The following is a 19393-nucleotide window of genomic DNA, read 5'->3' on the forward strand; positions in this document are numbered from 1 at the left end:
TACCGTGCAAAGATACGTTAAGCCGCTGTTAATTTATGTTAAAAATGTCGATACAGGCAAACTTTTCGCTATGTTCGCCATTATTTTGATGTAGAAAAGATTATATTATTTGAGGAGTTGGAATGCAAGAGACGAATATACTTTGGGCAGATGATGAAATTGATTTGCTGAAACCCCACATCATGCTGTTGAATGAGAAGGGATATGGAGTAAAGACGGTAACCAATGGCAATGATGCGGTTGATGCGTTTAAAAAAGGATTTTATGATTTGGTTTTTCTGGATGAAAACATGCCGGGCCTCACGGGGTTGGAAACCCTTTCGGAGCTGAAGAACATCAATCCTGCCGTACCCATGGTATTGGTCACCAAGAATGAGGAAGAGCACTTGATGGAGGATGCCATAGGCTCCAAAATCGATGATTACCTGATTAAGCCGGTCAACCCCAAGCAAATACTGCTTACCATCAAGAAACTGACCGAAAACAAACGGTTGATCAGTGAAAAAACATCCATGGCGTATCAGCAGGATTTCCGGAATCTGGGCATGATCCTGAATGATAATCTGGACTATGAACAGTGGGCGGATGTATACAAAAAACTGATTTACTGGGAACTGTCGCTTGAAAAGCTAGAAGACGCGGGCATGCACGAGGTATTAACGCTGCAAAAGGCTGAAGCCAATATGCAGTTTTTCAAGTTTATCGAAAAAAAGTATCTCCAATGGGTGAAGGAGCCTGAAAAAGGCCCAGTAATGTCACACCAATTGTTTCGGAAGAAGGTTTTTCCAACGCTGCAAGATAATAGACCTACTTTTTTCTTCCTAATTGACAACCTCCGGTACGACCAATGGCGTGTGATCAATGAAGTCATCACGAATTATTTCCGACTTGAAGAAGAGGACAGCTACTACAGCATCCTCCCTACCGCTACACAGTACGCGCGCAACGCAATATTCAGTGGACTGATGCCCTTAGAGATGGAGCGCCAGCATCCGGATATATGGCAAAATGATGAGGACGAAGGGGGTAAAAACCTACATGAGGATAAGTTTCTCACCGACCAAATCAAGCGGATTTACCGAAAGGAATGTAAGCACTCCTATACCAAAGTGCTCACCCTCGAACAGGGACGCGACGTGGCTGAAAACCTCAGCAACCTGATGGGTAATGATCTCAATGTATTGGTCTATAATTTTGTCGACATGCTTTCCCACGCTCGTACCGATATGGCCATGATTCGTGAATTAGCCAATGATGAGGCTGCCTATCGCTCACTCACGCTTTCTTGGTTTGAGCATTCCCCGCTTTTAGATGCATTGAAGTGGCTTTCGCAAAAACCGGTGCGGGTAATCATCACCACCGATCACGGAACTATTCGGGTAAAGCGTGCGAGCAAGGTTATTGGAGATCGTAATACCAATACCAATTTGCGTTATAAACAAGGTAAAAACCTCAACTACATTGCGAAAGATGTATTCCATGTCAAAAATCCGCATGATGCGATGTTGCCGAAGCTTCACGTCAGCTCCAGCTTCATTTTTGCCAAAGAAGACACTTACTTTGTATACCCCAATAATTACAATCATTTTGTCAATTACTTCAATGAAACGTTCCAGCATGGCGGCATATCATTGGAAGAGGTGATTATTCCTTTCGCAACATACACCACCAAATAGCAAAAACCGTATTTTTGCGGTAATGGTCTTAGAAGTTGATAACTTGCGTGAATTGCCAGGTGCCGCTGCACGCGTATTGGCAGCAGCTGGTAGTTGCCGCGTGCTGTTGTTTTATGGCGAAATGGGATCGGGAAAAACCACACTGATTAAGGCAATGTGCGAGCAATTAGGGGTTACGGGCGTCACGTCGAGCCCTACTTTCGCCATTGTCAATGAATATCATTCGGCGGAAGGCCCTTTATATCATTTCGATTTTTATCGGATTAAGTCCGAACAAGAAGCATTTGATTTGGGTTACGAAGAATACTTCTATTCTGGGAGGTATTGTTTCGTGGAGTGGCCAGAGAAAATCAGCGGTTTATTGCCCGCTGGTGCCATACGGGTAGACATTGTTGCGCTAACCGATGGTCGTCGGAGTATCACCGTGGACGGGCAGCCGTAGCGCAGGACGGGATATTGCTTCAAGGCTTTTTTTGTACCTTTGGGAAATTTAAGCGCATGTCAATAACAAGCGAATCAGAATGGGTCGGAATACAGCAAGTCAGTGAAGCCGTTGCATTAACGCTTAAGCAAATGCGCGCGTATGCTGAGCCGGGTATGACCACCAAACAGTTGGATAATTTCGGGCGGCAGCTGCTCGAACGGTACGGCGCTAGGTCTGCACCAGCCGTATCCTATGGTTTTCCTGGGTGGACTTGCATTAGCCTGAATGGCGAAATTGCACACGGAATACCTAGCGATGATCGGATAATGCATGAAGGGGACCTGGTAAATATCGATGTTTCGGCGGAGCTTAACGGCTTTTGGGCAGACAATGGCGGATCATTTGTACTGGGGCAAGATATCGGCAACCATCAGCGGTTGGTAGACGCTTCCAAAAGGATTTTGCAAAAGGCCATCGGTCACATAAGCGGTGGAGTTCGTATTGCGGAAATTGGGCGATTGATTGAACAGGAAGCAAAGAAAGCCGGATATACGGTCATCAAGAACCTTACGGGACATGGCGTAGGAAGGCGCCTGCATGAAGAGCCCCATGAAATAGCCAATTATTACGACCGGTCTAATAAAACCCGATTCAGAAGGAATTCCGTGGTTGCCGTGGAGACATTTATTTCAAGCCGCTCTACTTTTGCTGATACATTGGAAGACGGGTGGACGCTTGTTGGCAACAGGGGTGGTTTTGTCGCACAGCATGAGCATACCCTTGTTGTTACGGATGGCCGTCCCATTGTTTTGACGGTAAAGAATGGAATCTGGGATTGACAAAATGGACCTTAGTTAGCCTATGCTATTTAAAGAAATTGTCGGACAGGAACACGTAAAGCAACACCTTCTCAATACGGTACGCGAAAACCGGGTAAGCCATGCGCAGCTTTTCCTTGGCCCCGAAGGAAGCGGAAGCTTGGCATTGGCTGTTGCGTATGCCCAATACATCAACTGCGAGAACAGACAGACGAACGACAGTTGCGGGGCCTGCACCTCCTGCCGCAAATACAACAAGCTCATTCACCCCGACCTGCATTTGTCATACCCCTTCTTTGCCAAACATAAAGAAGATACCGCCGCTACATACGTAGAGGAGTGGCGGCGGGCTTTTTTGGGCAACCCATACCTGGGCCTTAGTTATTGGCGAGACCAACTGGATGCTGAAAACAAGCAAGCTAACATCAATATTGCAGAGGCACACCACATCATCAAGAAGCTAAGTCTTAAAGCCTTTGAAGCAACATACAAAGTGCTCATTATGTGGTTGCCGGAGTATTTGGACGCCCAGGGCAATGCGCTGCTGAAACTGATCGAAGAGCCACCGGCCAACACGTTGTTTCTGCTGGTTGCAGAAAACCCGGATCGAATATTGAATACCATTATTTCACGGACCCAGTTGGTAAAGATAAACCGGCTCGATAATGAGCAGGTAAGCCGATATTTGATGGATACGCAGCAATTGACGGAACATCAGGCTAATGAGATTGCATTTATTAGTAATGGAAATCTTCAGCAGGCCATCAATCTTTTGGGGGAGGACACCCGGGGCCACTTCGATTTAATGGTGCGCTGGCTACGTCACTGCGTTATGGATGCAGGGTCTGCATTGATCAAAATATGCGAAGAGGAATTGTCGAAATTAGGGCGTGAAAATCAAAAAAGTTTCTTACTTTACGCCATTAATATGATGAGGCAGGTGGTGTTACTCAAGGCGGATGCGTCTCCATTAGTGCATTTACCAAGTGCCGAATTGGATTTTGCTCGGAAGTTTAGCCAGCACTATCCGGTGCAGCAGATTGGAGAGGCTATCCGCTTATTTGAAGAGGCACACTATCATATAGAACGCAATGCGAATCCAAAAATATTATTTTTAGATTTATCTTTGCAATTGGTTTTAATATATAAATATCAAACGTTCCGCCAACAGGCGGACTCAACATATATCGATAATTATGGGATGTAGCAGTTGCTCATCCGGCGGTGGGTGTGGCAGCACACCCGCAGGTTGCCAGAATAATGGCGCTTGCATGACCAGCGGATGTAATAAGTTAGATGTATACGATTGGCTGGCCCATATGGACATGCCAACAAATTATAAACCCTTCAACATTGTTGAGGTCCGATTTAAGGGGTCGCGCAAGGAATTTTATATCAATCATGAAAACCTATACCTAGAGATGGGTGAAATGGTGGTTGTGGAGCCCAGTACGGGCGGATATGACATCGGGCACATATCAATGACGGGCGAATTGGTGCGGCTGCAATTGAAGAAGAACAAAGTCGATGCAACCAGCGTAGCCAAAAAGATATACCGAAAGGTTACCGATACCGATATCAAGAAATGGCAGGCCGCTAAAGACCTGGAGTGGGAAACCATGCACCGCGCCCGCAAATTGGCACTTGATCTGGGTTTGTCGATGAAAATCAGCGACGTGGACTATCAGGGCGATAAGTCAAAGGCCACGTTTTATTACACCGCAGATGGACGGGTCGATTTCAGGGAACTCATCAAACGCATGGCCGAAGCCTTCCGAATCCGCATAGAAATGCGGCAAATCGGTATGCGGCAGGAAGCCAGCAGACTAGGCGGTATCGGTTCCTGCGGCAGAGAACTATGCTGTTCTACGTGGCTTACTGATTTCAAAACCGTATCAACATCGGCAGCCCGCTATCAAAACTTGTCACTCAATACCTTGAAACTTGCCGGCCAATGTGGAAAGCTTAAATGCTGCCTCAACTATGAGCTGGATAGTTACATGGATGCCCTTAAAGACATTCCCAACAACATAGAGCGGATAGAAACACAAAAAGGTACGGCCTACCTTCAGAAAACCGATATTTTCAAAAAACTAATGTGGTTTAGTTATCCCGGTGAGGAAAATTGGATTCCGCTGACCACCAATCGGGTAAAGGAAATTCACCAATTGAATAAAGATGGCGTGAAGCCGGAAGAAATCGGAGCCGTGGTCATGGAAGTAGTCGAGGAAAAGCCCGTCATTTACGACTATGAAAACGTAGTAGGGCAGGATAGCCTTACCCGCTTGGATGATCGGAACAAGAAGAAGCGGCGGAGCAAAAGCAAAAGGAAGCCCGATGGAAAACGGCCGGCCCCGCCGCAACAGCAGGACAAACCCGGAAATAAAGCGAAGCCGGCACGCCCTGCTGCACCCTCGAACGAGAAGAAAGCACCTGATGCTCAAGCTAAACCAAAAAAGCGATTTCGCGGAAACAATCGAAAGGGGAAGCCAGGAGGGCAGCAACAGGGGGGGCAAGATAGCTAATCAAGATGCGCCATTGCCAATCAGCGATACAGGTTTTTTATGGTGTGGGTTTCTTCTTGGTATTGTCATGTACTGATGTTGCCGTAGTGGACCAACATATTGCCATTGACAGTCATGCATGGCATTACGATGACCGGCCCCGCGTGGTCGCACACATCACGGATACGACCAGACCGTATAATATTTATCTCAATCTCAGGCATACACCGGACTATCAATATTCGAATATTTTTATATTGTTGCACCAACATCAGCCCCAAGGGCGTGATACGACCGAACGGTTTGAACTGCGTCTTGCCGAACCTGATGGGCGCTGGCTAGGGCGTGGTACGGGGAGCGTATATGCCCACCAGCAGTTGATCAAGGAAAACGTACGATTCCCGGATACGGGGAGCTATGTATTTGGACTTGAACAAAACATGCGCGACAATCCGCTCCGTGAAATCAGTGATGTTGGCCTCCGAATCGAACCAGTCGAATGATATAGAGCGCCTAAAACATGGAAAAATTGCAGAAAATCATTCTCCATCCCTATTTCAGTTACGGCTATGTCTTCGTCGTGATTTTTTGCATCTTTAGTCTGCTTGCCCTTCCTCAGGGGCATCCACTGATTACCTTGGGGGTTGCTTCTGGTCTAGTCATGTTTGCTTTGCAACGGTACCGAAAATACCTGCTGAAGCGGCGGAACTGATGATTAACAATTACTACCGCAAACAAAAAATCTCGTTTGTTGTTGTTTCTCTTGGCAGTCGGATGCGACCACACGTCCGATAGCACTTTTCTGGTCATGACAGCCTCATGACTACCAATGCCAATTATTAATAAACACACATCAATATGAGAACAAGTGTATTATTTTGTCGGTGCGTAGGCGGTTACGCTGGCGCGCTGTTGCTGTTGCTATGGGCAACGACCGGATATACGCAAACCGGCGGTATCCAAGGTAAAGTAGTGGATGAAAGTCAGGCACCCTTGGCCGGAGCATCCGTGCACATTGCGGAACTCAATAGGCAGGCCGGAACGAACGAACAAGGCCTGTATACGTTCACGGACGTTCCCGATGGCACGTATGTAGTTACCGTATCGTTTATCGGCTATGAGCAGGCAGAGCAAACCGTTACGGTATCGGGGTCGGTACAAACCATTGATTTTGAATTAGTACCAAGCGGCGAAAACCTAGATGAAGTGGTGGTTATCGGCTATGGCACTACGCGAAAGCGGGATCTGACTGGTTCAGTAGCATCGGTACAGGCTAAGGATTTCAACAAAGGCGTGATTGCAGCTCCCGACCAGTTGATACAAGGGCGCACAGCAGGGGTAATGGTCATCAATAATACGGGACAGCCGGGCGGATCCACGACCGTGCGGATTCGAGGAAATTCATCCATCCGCGCCAGCAATAATCCGTTGTTTGTGGTGGACGGCATCCCGCTGTCGGGCACATCGGCTCGCCCCGGAGGTAGGGGAGGCTACGGGTCTGACGGTGGAAATCCTCTCAGTTACCTTAATCCCAACGACATCGCCAGCATGGACATCTTGAAAGATGCGTCGGCAACGGCGATCTACGGGTCGCGGGGTGCCAACGGTGTGGTCATTATCACTACTAAGCGTGGCCGATCGGGTACCCCCACGCTGAATGTGGTCGCGTCAACAGGTTTCTCCAACTTGTTGAAGAAGCCGGAAGTGTTGAGTGCAAGTCAGTTCCGGCAGGCCCTCCAAGCCTATGGGTTGGAAGGAGATTCCACAGACTTCGGCGGAGACGAGTATGCCTTCGATGCCATTACCCGGGCGGCCATGACCCAAAACTATTCGATAGACATTTCCGGCGGCAATGAAGACGGCCGATACCGTATATCCGCCGGTTACTTAGACCAGAACGGCATCATTGAAACTTCACGGTTCAAAAAATACACGGCCAATGTGAGTAGCAACTTCAGGTTTCTGGAAAGTAAACGCTTGGGACTTGACATTAATATCTTGGCGGCACAGACCGACGAAAATATCGCGCCTATCGATGTTGGCGTGGGCTTTACCGGGAATGTGATTTCCCAGGCGCTGCAGTGGAACCCAACACTCCCACTGAGAGGCAGCAATGGCGAGTTGACTTTTCAGTCTTCCGACCTTAGAAATCCACTCACGACATTGGCCGCGTATAAAGACAACTCGAAGGTCAATACGATTTTAGCCAGCTTTGCTCCATCCTTCAAAATTACCGAAGAACTGGAATACAAATTGATGTACAGCCTTACCCACCAAGCCGGTCGTCGGACCGGCAGGTTTATCGCTGGGATGATCAATCCGAACGATATCAATAACGGCGGCGCATTCATCGGCAATGATACCGAGACCAACCACCAACTGACCCATACGCTGTCTTTTAATAAAGAAATAGCGATGGACTTAAACTTGAATGCCGTAGTGGGATATGAGTACCTGAGTTATGATACCCGATGGAATTCGGTAAGCGGAACTGGTTTTTCTGATCTGGGGGATATTGACTATTTTGACTACTTAAGGTACTCCATTGCCAACAATAGGGATATCAATTCGTTCAGAAGCCCAACCAATGAACTCCAATCTTATTTTGCCCGGATAGCCTTTAATTATCGGGACCGGTACCTACTTACTGGTACAATCCGTAGGGACGGATCGACAAAATTTGGAGAAAACAATAAATACGCCAACTTCCCTTCGGTCGCATTTGCGTGGAATTTGTCCAACGAGGATTTCCTGCAAGGTAACACGCACATCAGCAATCTTAAGTTGCGCTTGGGATGGGGGCAGACGGGTAATCAGGAGTTTCCCTCGGGGGCTTCAAAAGACCGTTATATATTTGAGCCACAGAGTATCGTACAGGCCAATTTCGGCAATCCGGACTTAAGGTGGGAAAGTTCTTCGACCATCAATGCCGGTGTCGATTTCGGATTTTTCCAAAACAGACTTTCCGGTTCGGTGGATTATTTCCGCAAAACAACTACAGATGCGCTATTTGAACAAACGCTTGCTCAGCCAGCACCCAGAGGCCGGATATGGGTGAATCTGGATGGCGAAATCATCAACGAGGGTGTGGAGTTGGCTTTGATGGGCAACATTATTCAGCAGGAGAATTGGAACTGGAATCTGGGTGTGAACGCCACCTATTTGGAGAACAAGGTAAGCGGTCTATTAGGTTATTACGAAACGGCGCAGCTCCGGGGGCAGGGCTTCTCCGGTGTGCTGGGTCAACGAATGGTGAGTGGCCAACCGCTTAACGTATGGTATTTAGCCAGGTTCGAAGGAATAGATCCGACAACGGGAACCAGCAGGTATCAGGGGCTTGACGGGACGGCAGGCACCGACGTGGACCCGGCATTGAATAAGTTTTACCTGGGCAGCCCCAACCCCAAGTACCTGTTGGGTATCTCCACTGACGTGAGCTATAAACGGTTGACGGCCACTATCAACATGCACGGGGCTTTTGGCCATTACCTGTTCAACAACACCATGGCCACCGTTTTGGGGGTGAATAACTTATCGAACCGGAATATCGGTCACGTGTTCTTCGATCCACAGGCGGTCGAGTCTACGTCAAATTCCGCATCGCCTTCCAATCGTTATCTTGAAAAAGGAGATTTTATGAAAATGTCAAACCTGACCTTGAGTTATAACGTGGGCAATATTGGTAGTGCCATTAGAAACCTGAACGTATCCCTTACTGGCCAGAATTTATTTATCCTAACGGGTTACAATGGGTTTGACCCGGAAGTGAATACAGACGGTGCATCTGAAGATATACCCTCATTGGGAATCGAATATATCCCCTACCCGCCGGCCAGGACGTTTCTTTTAGGTATTAATTTTTCACTATAGCAAAAAGAGAAATCATGAACGCTTTTAAATTATATCGTACTCTTTTTTTGGTTATCGCGGGATTGGCAATCTCCTGTACCGATTTAGACGAGCAGCTCCGAAGTGAGTTGGAGCAAGGGGTGTCGACCGTGAATACGGCCGATTTATTGATTGGAGCCTACACTGCGCTGAATGAACCTTACCAGCAAGAACAGCGGTGGGTGTTGGAAGAGATTTCCACCGATGCGGCCATCGCCCCCACTCGCGGCGGCGACTGGGATGACAATGGGATGCACCGGGCCATCCATCTTCATACATGGAATGCTGATAATGGTTACATGAATAACACGTTCAACAGGCTATTGACCGTGCAATTCCAGGCATCCAACGTATTGCGTAATAATCCTTCGGCCCAACAAGCGGCAGAGGCAAGGTTTATTCGAGCACTCAGCATGTATGATGTGTTAAATCTTTGGGGAGTAGTACCCTATCGGGAAGACTTGGAAGATTTTCGCACCAATCCAACCACGTTGCAAGCCCAAGAAGCCATTGACTTTATTACCCGTGAACTGGATGAGATTATGAACGATCTACCAAGTACGGGAGCAGCGTATGTTGCTAACCAAAATGCCGCCCGTACGTTATCAATGAAACTATATTTGAACAAGGCAGTATTCCTCAATAGACAAAGCCCCACGTTCGAAGCAGCTGATATGAACCAAGTGATCGAATTAGCTAATCAAATTGCCGCCAGCAACCGGTATACCATCTCGGCTCCCGGCCATTATTTCGATAATTTTTCGCCGAATAATCATGCTGTGTCCACAGAAAACATCTTTACATTGTATAATGAGAACGGAGTACGAGGAGGCAATGTTGATCGGACATGGAACACGGTGGCGCACTACAACATGGTTCCAGGCGGATGGAACGGCTGGTGTACACTTTCAGATTACTATGACCTGTATGAGGAAGGTGACGAACGGCTGGGTATCTACTACGATTATCCCGCTGATACGATGGATAATCCAGATCAACGGAAAAATGTAGGTTTCTTTATTGGACAACAATACAACATGAATACCGGCCGACCGTTGAACGCGCGGAACCCTTCAAGTCAGCCACTTTCATTCACGCGAGAAATCACCATCCGGACATCGGGTAGCACGTTGGAAACAGCGGGCATCCGCGTCATGAAATACGCCTTTGATTACAGCGTGCCGTCTGGCCAACGTAATAATGATTGGGTCGTGTTCCGGTATGCCGATGTTTTGCTGATGAAAGCTGAAGCTATCTTACGCGGCGGTACCGGTGCACCGTCTGAAGCACTGACCTTAGTGAATACCATACGGACCAACCGCGGTATCGCACCATTTACCACCCTCACGTTGGATGATTTAATCGACGAGCGCGGCCGTGAGCTTTATTGGGAAGGTTGGAGAAGGCAAGATTTGATCCGTTTTGGCAAGTTCTTAGAGCCGGGGTTGGTAAGGACTACCGCATCCGAGCCGCATCGGTTAGTATATCCAATACCAAGCCAACAATTGGCGGTTAATGCTAATCTCGAACAAAATCCAGGATACTAAAAAAGAGTAAAACACCTAAATTTCGTTATTTCCAAAAAGCCGCTTCATTATGAGGTGGCTTTTTTGGCTTGCTCAACTCGGCTTTTGAAAATTTTGTTACTGATTATCAAATAGATGTGATTTTATATACTACTATGTATTGCATAGTACAAACTAAAACATATATCTTTGTATTATGATAGTAGATAACACGCAAACCCAAATGAGGAAAGGGATACTGGAATACTGTATCCTTTCAATTATCTCGCGGGGCGAGATATATGCCTCAGACATCATCGGCGAGCTCAAGAAAGCGCGACTGCTGGTGGTAGAGGGTACCTTATATCCCCTGCTCACCCGCCTCAAAAACAACGGACTCCTTAGCTATGTATGGAAGGAATCCACCTCGGGCCCGCCGCGCAAATATTACCAGATCACGCCAGCGGGCACGGAAGTACTCAACAAACTGGATACCACTTGGGAAGAACTTGTTTTCGCCGTGCAGACATCCCTGGAAGGGCGTGTGGAGGGCGGGACAGTTGCTGAAGCAAAACAGGCAACCGATGAGCAGAGCGATGTCGGAACAACATCGGACGAAGGGCAATAGCGATTTAGAGACATCAATATTTGACAGACATTAAACAAACTATAAAAACCACAAGAAAATGAACAGGACCATCATCATTAATATAAACGGCATTGTCTTCCACATTGAAGAAGATGCTTATGAAGTGCTCCGCTCCTATATGATAGATGTGAAGAAGCATTTCGGACATTCGGCCGATAGCCACGAAATCGTCGGCGATATCGAAAATCGCATCGCCGAGATGTTCAACGATCGCATCATTCAAGGCAAAAAAGAAGTCATTACCATGCAAGACGTCAATGATGTCATTGCCCAAATGGGGCGGGTGAGCGATTTCGAGGCGGGCGAACAGGAAGAAGGTTACACATCTGCGGATGCGTATGACTTTCCACCCGTGAGTGGGCAGCGCAAGCTGATGCGCGATCCGGACGATAAGGTGTTCGGTGGCGTATGTAGTGGATTGGGGCATTATTTTGCCATAGAGGCCCGGTGGATCAGGCTTATCCTGGTGTTGCTGTTTGTCTTCGGCGGTACCGGTCTCCTGCTGTATGTTATCCTCTGGATTGTGATGCCGCTAGCCCGTACCCGTGCAGACCGGATGGCCATGCGCGGGGAGGCACCAAACCTGCAGAATTTCAAACGTAGCTTTCAGGAGGAGATGGAGGGCCTCCGCTCAAATTTTACCGGAGCCGAGGAAGGTCTTAAACGCGGACTCAACTCGGCTGGGAGTTTTTTGGTGAAGGCATTTATCGTCTTGGCAAAGGTCATCGGTGTATTGTTCATTGTCGGATTATGCGGCGGATTGGTCGTATTGGCGATTAGCATCATTGCGTCTTTCGGCTTCCTTGGAAGCGATACGAACATGGCCATGTTTCCGCTCAATGTCATCGAGCCGGCTTATCGAAGCCCAATGCTCGTCAGCGCGCTTTTTGTCGCTATCATTCCTTTCGTAGCATTGGTGGCACTGATCATCCGGATATTGTTCAACAAATCTGCAATGGGGCAGTACACCGGCTTTACGCTATTGGCTGTCTGGCTGATTGCGGTGGGGTTCACAACGGTATATGCAGTTCGCACCGCTAACGATTTCCGGGAAGAGAGCACCGTTGTCGAAGAACGTTCGCTGGAAAAGCAACCCATATACCACTTGTCGAAAAACGACATAACGGTTATCCGGTTACAAAATGACTCGACCGACCGGACTTCACTGATCCGGCAACGGGCCGTTGTCCGCAACCGCACCATGATGGAATGGCAAAGCCGCATGTATATGCGCATCGTAAAAGTGGATTCCACACAGCTTCCTTCCCTGACGTATGAATATTCGGCACGTGGGGCAACTTATGAAGGCGCAGCCGCGCGTGCGGGTAAGATCAATTATCATTTCCAGCAGCAGGCAGACAGGCTGGTTTTCGACAGTCACTTTAACCTGGCCAACGGGGATCTGATGCGTGATCAGCAGCTATACCTCAAGTTGAATATGCCCGTGGGGGCAAAGCTAGTCATTGATAGAGACCTGCAGCGGCATATTTCGGACTTGCCATTCAGCCAATGTGAGAAGAATCATGAACATGCCAACGGAAATATACCAGATAAGACCGAGTGGACGATGACGGAATCAGGCTTGAAATGCGCGATGGCACCTCCACCAGCAGAAGCCCCTGCAATCATCGATACTGTCCGCATAGACAGCCAGGTTATTGACTCGGTTGCGACAAATGAATAAGCGGTGTCCATTCGTCACGCCAGAAGCACTATTGGTCAATGTTATTTTTGGGTGAAAAGCAGAATAGCTTCTTTTGTGCAACCGGTGAAAGTAACGACGTTGAAATTAATTGCGGATGCGATGCAACTTTTGGGCTTGTCCAAGCGTCATATGGACAAACACAGGGTTAAAAGAATAAACACCACATAATGCCGGTGCAGAAATAACGGAAGCTCACAGACACGACAATACAAAAAACTGGAACGGCTGCCGTACGCGGCTAAAGAAATAAACGGTACACAACGAACAGATTAATAGTCAATTAGAAGGCGTTTGGCTTTTTGATAAGGGGAATCTCTGTACCAACGGATAACAAGGATGAAACACATTTATATCGTTTTTACCATTCTATTGACTACTTTTTGTGCCCGAACATATGCGCAGCAAGCGTCCATTTCAGGCAGGGTGGTTGATGAGCAACAAAAACCACTTGACCTGGCAACAGTAAACTTGCTGAATGCAACTGATTCCTCCGTGGTGAGGACTATATTTCCTGACGAGCAGGGTAACTTTGCATTCCTGGGCGTCCAATACGGCGAGTATCGCATTTCGGCTGTGCTTGTGGGATATGAAGATGCAAGCAGTGAGGTCTTGAAGATTACCTCGGAAGTAGGTAGCAAGGAAATCCCCGCTTTGATACTCCGAAATGAAAACACAGTACTTGCCGAAGTCGCAGTGACAGCCCCCCAGCGCCCACTGGTGGAGCGCAAACCGGATATGCTTGTGGTCAATGTAGAAAACTCCACATTGGCGGCGGGCAATACAGCCATGGATATTCTGGAACGATCTCCGGGCGTAACCGTGGATAAAGATGACAACATCAGCCTTATGGGCAAGCAGGGTGTCACCGTCATGATCGATGGCAAACTAACTCACCTTTCGGCAGATCAGCTGGCCAACTTCCTCCGCAATACGGATGGCAACACCATCAAATCCATCGAACTGATTACCAATCCATCGTCTAAATATGACGCTTCAGGTACCGCAGGGATGATCAATATCGTGCTCAAAAAAAACCGGATGGCGGGTACCAATGGATCGGTAACGGTTGGTGCAGGCTACGGATTTGGCCATAAGGCCAATACATCGCTCAATCTTAATCACAAAGAAGGTCCGCTTAATGTATATGGTATCTATAGCTATATGAATAATCGGGGTGGCAATGAATTCGATATTTTCCGTTCCATTGTGCAACCGGGTGGTGCCAACACGGATTTCCAGCAATACACTGATTTTATACGGCACAATTCCAGTCACTCCTACCGTGCCGGCATAGACTACCAGACATCCGACCGCAATGTGATTGGCGTTTCGACGAATGGCTACGCCAGTGGCAATGACAATGACAATTCGAGCAATACGTTGATTGGCCGGACTGTCCTGTCGCCCGATTCCACGCTGGCCACTTCTTCCATTTTTGATGGGAATTATACGAGCTTGGCGGTCAATGTAAATAATCAGTTTAACATAGACAGCAATGGCCGTAAATTGGTGGCAGACGTAGACATCTCCCGGTTTTCGAACTACAACAAAGCGAATTACAGCAATACGCTCTACCTGCCTTCGGGCGATATGAAAGATGAGCCTCTGGTATCACGCAGTGATATGCCGACCATTATCGATATCCGGGTGGCAAAGGTGGATTATACCCACCCATTTGGAAAGGACAATAAGCTGGAAGCCGGTATGAAATACAGCAATGTGGCGTCAGATAACGATATGCGGTTTGAAAATCAGGTAGATGGCGTGTGGCAGAACGCAGCGAACCGGACCAACCACTTCGTATATGAAGAACAGGTATCTGCAGCCTACCTCAATTACCATACGCAACTGGGGAAATGGGGCGTCCAAGCAGGGCTGCGTAGCGAATATACCGTGTCAGACGGCAATTCCATTACCTTGGGCAACCGCATCAAGCGCGATTATATCGATTTCTTCCCCAGCGTGTTTGTCAATTACAACCTTTCAGACAACCACCAGATGGGCGTTTCGTACAGCAAGCGTATCAACAGGCCAAACTACGGCAATCTCAATCCCTTTGAGTATTTCCTCGATCAATATACGTTTGAACGCGGCAATCCATATTTACGACCGGAATACACCCATGCGTTCGATTTTTCATACACGTTGCTGCAACGATATAATTTGAGTGCCGGCTATAGTCGCACGAATGACGTCATCGCCGAGTCGATGAACCAAAATGACGAAACCAAACAGACGTGGGTATCGCGGGATAACCTGGCCAAGCAGGACATCTGGTATGCCAATGTCAACGCACCGGTAAAGATTGCCAAGTGGTGGGATACCAATACCAACCTCAATGCCTTCTACATGGCGTTTGATGGGGTATTGAATGGGCAGCAACTCGATCAGGGGCAATTTGCCTGGCAATTGCGCAGCAACCATACCTTTACGATTTGGCCCACATTCACGGCAGAGGTATCGGCCAACTACCAATCGTCTTTGATTTACAGCGTCTACCGAATCGGAGCTCAATGGTCTATCGATGCCGGATTAAACAAGTCGTTTTACAACAAAAAAGCAAACCTCAAGTTTTCGGTCAGCGACATCTTCGATACCCGTATTCAGGACGTGCGCACTCGGTTTGCGGGATTGCATGCCATTATCAATCAGAAAAATGAAACAAGGGTTGCGCGGCTTACCCTCACCTACAACTTTGGGACCCTCAAAAACGGCGCCCGCCGTGAGACCCAGAGTGAGGAAAAAAGCCGTATAAATATGCCTTAGTGTGTTTGGGCATATAAATTTGTGGTTCGCCGCCGCTGATGGGAATCGGCGGCGGTTTTTTTTAATTCCCCGGTTATGCCTAACGTGTAACCATCCAACGCTAGAAAGACTCCACATTGATTCCTAAAAACATTAAAAATTTAGTCGTCTATTATTAATAGGTAATAAGTAAATTATCCGTGTTTTCCCCTATGATCTCCCTATTAAACACGTATTACCTCCCTATTATTACTTTTAAATATTAAGTTTCAGTAAGGTGTTATTTGCCGATCATTCGCCCACGTTTCCGAGGACCTTTTCTGTTCTCATCGAAATCCTTATGTTTGCGTAAGCATGATGCGGAATGGATAGGGTCAAACCAGTGATAGCAACCATTTTTACACTTACTTGCCTTGCCTTGGGTACCATTGGCTGGGCACAGGACATCCAACGCATTGGTTCTCCTCTGGTACAGCAGTATACCAAATCCGACTACAAGGCGGGCAACCAGAACTGGGCGGTAGCCACGGGGAAAAACGGAATCATGTATGTCGCCAATGCCGATGGGCTATTGGTGTTCGACGGGCAGTACTGGACGTTACACCAACTGCCCAATAAAAGTACGGTAAGAAGCGTGGCCATAGACAGTAGCGGTAGGATTTATACGGGTGGTCTTGCTGAATTCGGGTATTGGGAGGATTCCGGCTACGAACAGATGCGTTATCAGTCGATCAGCCGGTTGTTGGATGATGGGGAGCGGGTACGGGATGAGGTGTGGAAAATCATCATTGACGGCGAACGCGTCTTCTTCCAGACGTTTTCGACGTTATACATCTACGAGAATAATAGCCTGCATACCGTGAGAGGCGGTGGCCAGCCCTTTCTTTTCTTGCATCAGGTACGTGGGCGCACATTTATTGAGCTAATCCCCTCCGGCCTCCACGAACTAACCGGAGACAAGCTCGTGCCACTAAAGGACAAGGATGTATTGCATGGCGCAAACATCCTGACCATGCTGCCCTATAAGGATGATGAGATCCTTATCGGTACGTCCAAATCGGGGTTGTTTTTGATGGACAGCACGGGCACGATACGGAAATGGGATAACGCTGCCGACCGCGTGCTTCGGGAGGCTCAGCTAAACAATGGCCTGCATGTGCTGGGTAACTATTACGCATTTGGCACCATACTCCAAGGCGTGGTAGTTATCGACGAGGAAGGCCATATCGTACAACACGTTCATAAAGGCAATGGCCTGCAGAACAACACGGTGCTCGGTATGCAGCTGGATTTTCAGCAGAATATCTGGGTGGGGCTCGACAATGGAATCGATCGAATTGAAATCCATGCTCCATTATATTACTATGCAGATAATACGGGCAGTATCGGTACAGTATATGCTGCCCGCATATTCGAAGGCAATATCTACTTGGGTACCAATCAAGGATTGTTCTATAGCCCGTGGTCGGTGGGTGAAAGCTATCATCCCTTTACCTTTGCGTTGGTTGAAGGCTCGCAAGGTCAGGTATGGGATCTCACCGTGGCAAATGGTGAGCTGCTTTGTGGGCACAACGATGGTACGTACAAGGTGTTGGACAATCGGCTTGTAAAGTTATCGTCCGTCACCGGAGGTTGGATTCTGCGGCCGGCCGCAGGTAGACCCCATATGTTGTTGCAAGGCACGTATACGGGGTTGGCGGTCTTTGAGCGGGAGGCAGGGGAATGGCGGTTTTCTCATCGCGTGAGCGGTTACAACGACCCCACACAATTTATTATGCCCGTTTCAGACAACAAGGTTTGGGCAAGTGGTTATAAGGGATTGCGGTTGCTCACACTGGATGCGGAGCTTCGGCAGATCGAGGAGGTTCAGGTTTATGATACGGCCAGCGGGTTGCCGCTAAGTACCTTTACCAATGTGATGGAACTTGCGGGAAAACCTGTGTTTGCGACAGATAGTGGATTCTATCGCTACGACGAACTCACGGACAGGTTTTATCCATATGATCAATTAAATATACAGCTGGGCTCATTTGCATTTTCCAATAAAATCACCCATGCAGATAACGATCGGTATTGGTTTATCAACCGTGCACGGATTTCACTTGTCCATTTTGGAGCTAAAGGTGCAGTCCAGGTAGACTCTACCCAATTTGCCACGTTGAACGGCCGGATGATAAAATTTTATGAAAACATCAACCGGGTCAAAGATGATGTCTACCTGATTAGCCTTGACGACGGCTTTGCTATTTATCAAGCAGACGATTCACTGACCGCCAAAAATCGGTTGCCATCCCCGCTTATTCGTGCAGTCAATAATATCACGGACAGTCTTTCGGACAGGTGGTACGCGGCGGGCATTGATCCCGAAATTCCGTACCGGCACAACAATATCCGCATCAGTTATGCTTTGCCCTGGTATAGTGCCATACCTTTGCGTTATCAGTTTTACCTCGAGGGATACTCCCGCACATGGTCCGATTGGAGTGAGGCCGCTCAAAAAGAATTTACCAACCTGCGGCAGGGGAAGTACCTGTTTAAGGTACGAGCGATGGCTCCGGATGGCACAATATCGGGTATTGCTGCGCTGCAATTTACGATCCTGCCCCCATGGTGGCTCTCTTGGGGGGCATTTCTCGTGTATGCCTTGCTCTTTGTATTCCTGCTGGTTGCCGGGCGTGGATGGTATCGTCGTAAAATCCAGAAGCACCGCGAGCTAATACAGGCCAATATGGCCAAGAAGCAACGAGAAATATTGGCTAAAGAAGCGGAGGAAAGCGAACAGCGGCTCATCAAGCTCAAGAACGAACAGCTGGAACGGGATTTGGCGAGCAAAAGCAGGGAGTTGGCAAATACCGCCATGAGTATTGTGTACAAAAATGAACTGTTGAATAATGTGCATGACGAACTGCTGGAGCTCCATGATAGCGAGGGGCGGAAGCTGTCTAATGAGCAACTGCGCAAAATCAACAAGATCATTGAGGACGCCCGCAGTGACGAGCGGGATTGGAACGTCTTCGAGGAGAGCTTCAACGAAGCGCATGAGAACTTTTTCAAGAAACTCAAGGCCGACTATCCCGAATTGGTGCCAAACGATTTGAAACTCTGTGCCTATCTGCGGATGAACATGAGCAGCAAGGAGATTGCATCACTGCTCAATATTACGACGCGGGGCGTGGAAATAAGACGCTACCGATTGCGCAAGAAATTGAGCCTTGCGCAAAGTAAGAACCTTACTGAATTTCTAATAGAGGTCTGATTCAACTTTCACACGCCTTTCAACACCTCTATTTCACTACATCATTACCTCTCATACTAAATAGTGTATCCTGTACACAGTTGAATCTGAAGTGAGTAGCTGTGTATAGGATTTAATAATTTGATTATTAGGTAATTACGTATGTTGTGCGGGTTGGGTTGAGAAATTTTTAGCTAGGTGATGTAGGGATGTGTAGGCCTTTTTTTTGCCGCATCGGTCGATA

General features: G+C 47.8%; 13 protein-coding genes. All 13 read left to right on the forward strand.

Annotated elements, in window-relative coordinates:
* The first annotated feature begins 122 nt into the window (after positions 1 to 122).
* The 13 genes from porX to IEV98_RS04485 all read left to right on the forward strand — a co-directional run bounded on the left by porX (position 123) and on the right by IEV98_RS04485 (position 19170).
* Entirely contained in the window at positions 123 to 1676 is a 1554-nt protein-coding gene (gene porX / locus IEV98_RS04425) for a T9SS response regulator signal transducer PorX (RefSeq protein ID WP_188504687.1), read from the forward strand.
* A 22-nt stretch (positions 1677 to 1698) separates the two neighbouring features.
* Complete coding sequence (tsaE, locus tag IEV98_RS04430) at positions 1699 to 2118, forward strand: tRNA (adenosine(37)-N6)-threonylcarbamoyltransferase complex ATPase subunit type 1 TsaE (RefSeq protein ID WP_188504688.1); 420 nt, start codon at positions 1699 to 1701, stop codon at positions 2116 to 2118.
* 56 nt (positions 2119 to 2174) lie between these two features.
* On the forward strand, positions 2175 to 2939 hold the full coding sequence (gene map, locus IEV98_RS04435; protein ID WP_188504689.1) for a type I methionyl aminopeptidase: 765 nt from the start codon (positions 2175 to 2177) through the stop codon (positions 2937 to 2939).
* A 22-nt stretch (positions 2940 to 2961) separates the two neighbouring features.
* Positions 2962 to 4125: a DNA polymerase III subunit gene (locus IEV98_RS04440; RefSeq protein ID WP_188504690.1), complete on the forward strand. Its 1164-nt coding sequence runs from the start codon at positions 2962 to 2964 to the stop codon at positions 4123 to 4125.
* Positions 4115 to 5443 carry a PSP1 domain-containing protein gene (locus IEV98_RS04445; protein ID WP_188504691.1) on the forward strand — a complete coding sequence of 443 codons (1329 nt, stop codon included), beginning with the start codon at positions 4115 to 4117 and terminating at the stop codon, positions 5441 to 5443. The genes IEV98_RS04440 and IEV98_RS04445 overlap by 11 nt, the downstream gene beginning before the upstream one ends.
* A 5-nt stretch (positions 5444 to 5448) precedes the next feature.
* Positions 5449 to 5925: a gliding motility lipoprotein GldH gene (locus IEV98_RS04450; RefSeq protein ID WP_188504692.1), complete on the forward strand. Its 477-nt coding sequence runs from the start codon at positions 5449 to 5451 to the stop codon at positions 5923 to 5925.
* A gap of 17 nt (positions 5926 to 5942) precedes the next feature.
* Positions 5943 to 6134, forward strand: coding sequence for a hypothetical protein (locus IEV98_RS04455; protein ID WP_188504693.1), 192 nt, complete (start codon positions 5943 to 5945; stop codon positions 6132 to 6134).
* A gap of 146 nt (positions 6135 to 6280) precedes the next feature.
* The gene (locus tag IEV98_RS04460; protein ID WP_188504694.1) at positions 6281 to 9292 is read left to right on the forward strand and encodes a SusC/RagA family TonB-linked outer membrane protein; all 3012 of its coding nucleotides are present in this window, start codon (positions 6281 to 6283) and stop codon (positions 9290 to 9292) included.
* 14 nt (positions 9293 to 9306) lie between these two features.
* Entirely contained in the window at positions 9307 to 10857 is a 1551-nt protein-coding gene (locus IEV98_RS04465) for a RagB/SusD family nutrient uptake outer membrane protein (protein ID WP_188504695.1), read from the forward strand.
* A gap of 175 nt (positions 10858 to 11032) precedes the next feature.
* Positions 11033 to 11443 (forward strand): PadR family transcriptional regulator, encoded by a 411-nt coding sequence (locus IEV98_RS04470; protein WP_188504696.1) that lies wholly within the window; start codon positions 11033 to 11035, stop codon positions 11441 to 11443.
* A gap of 58 nt (positions 11444 to 11501) precedes the next feature.
* Positions 11502 to 13148: a PspC domain-containing protein gene (locus IEV98_RS04475; RefSeq protein WP_188504697.1), complete on the forward strand. Its 1647-nt coding sequence runs from the start codon at positions 11502 to 11504 to the stop codon at positions 13146 to 13148.
* Positions 13149 to 13505: 357 nt separating this feature from the next.
* The gene (locus IEV98_RS04480; protein WP_188504698.1) at positions 13506 to 15935 is read left to right on the forward strand and encodes a TonB-dependent receptor; all 2430 of its coding nucleotides are present in this window, start codon (positions 13506 to 13508) and stop codon (positions 15933 to 15935) included.
* Between the two features lie 343 nt (positions 15936 to 16278).
* Positions 16279 to 19170: a ligand-binding sensor domain-containing protein gene (locus tag IEV98_RS04485; protein WP_188504699.1), complete on the forward strand. Its 2892-nt coding sequence runs from the start codon at positions 16279 to 16281 to the stop codon at positions 19168 to 19170.
* The last annotated feature ends 223 nt before the right edge of the window (positions 19171 to 19393 follow it).

The sequence above is a fragment of the Parapedobacter pyrenivorans genome (assembly GCF_014636865.1).
Taxonomy (GTDB): Bacteria; Bacteroidota; Bacteroidia; order Sphingobacteriales; family Sphingobacteriaceae; genus Parapedobacter; species Parapedobacter pyrenivorans.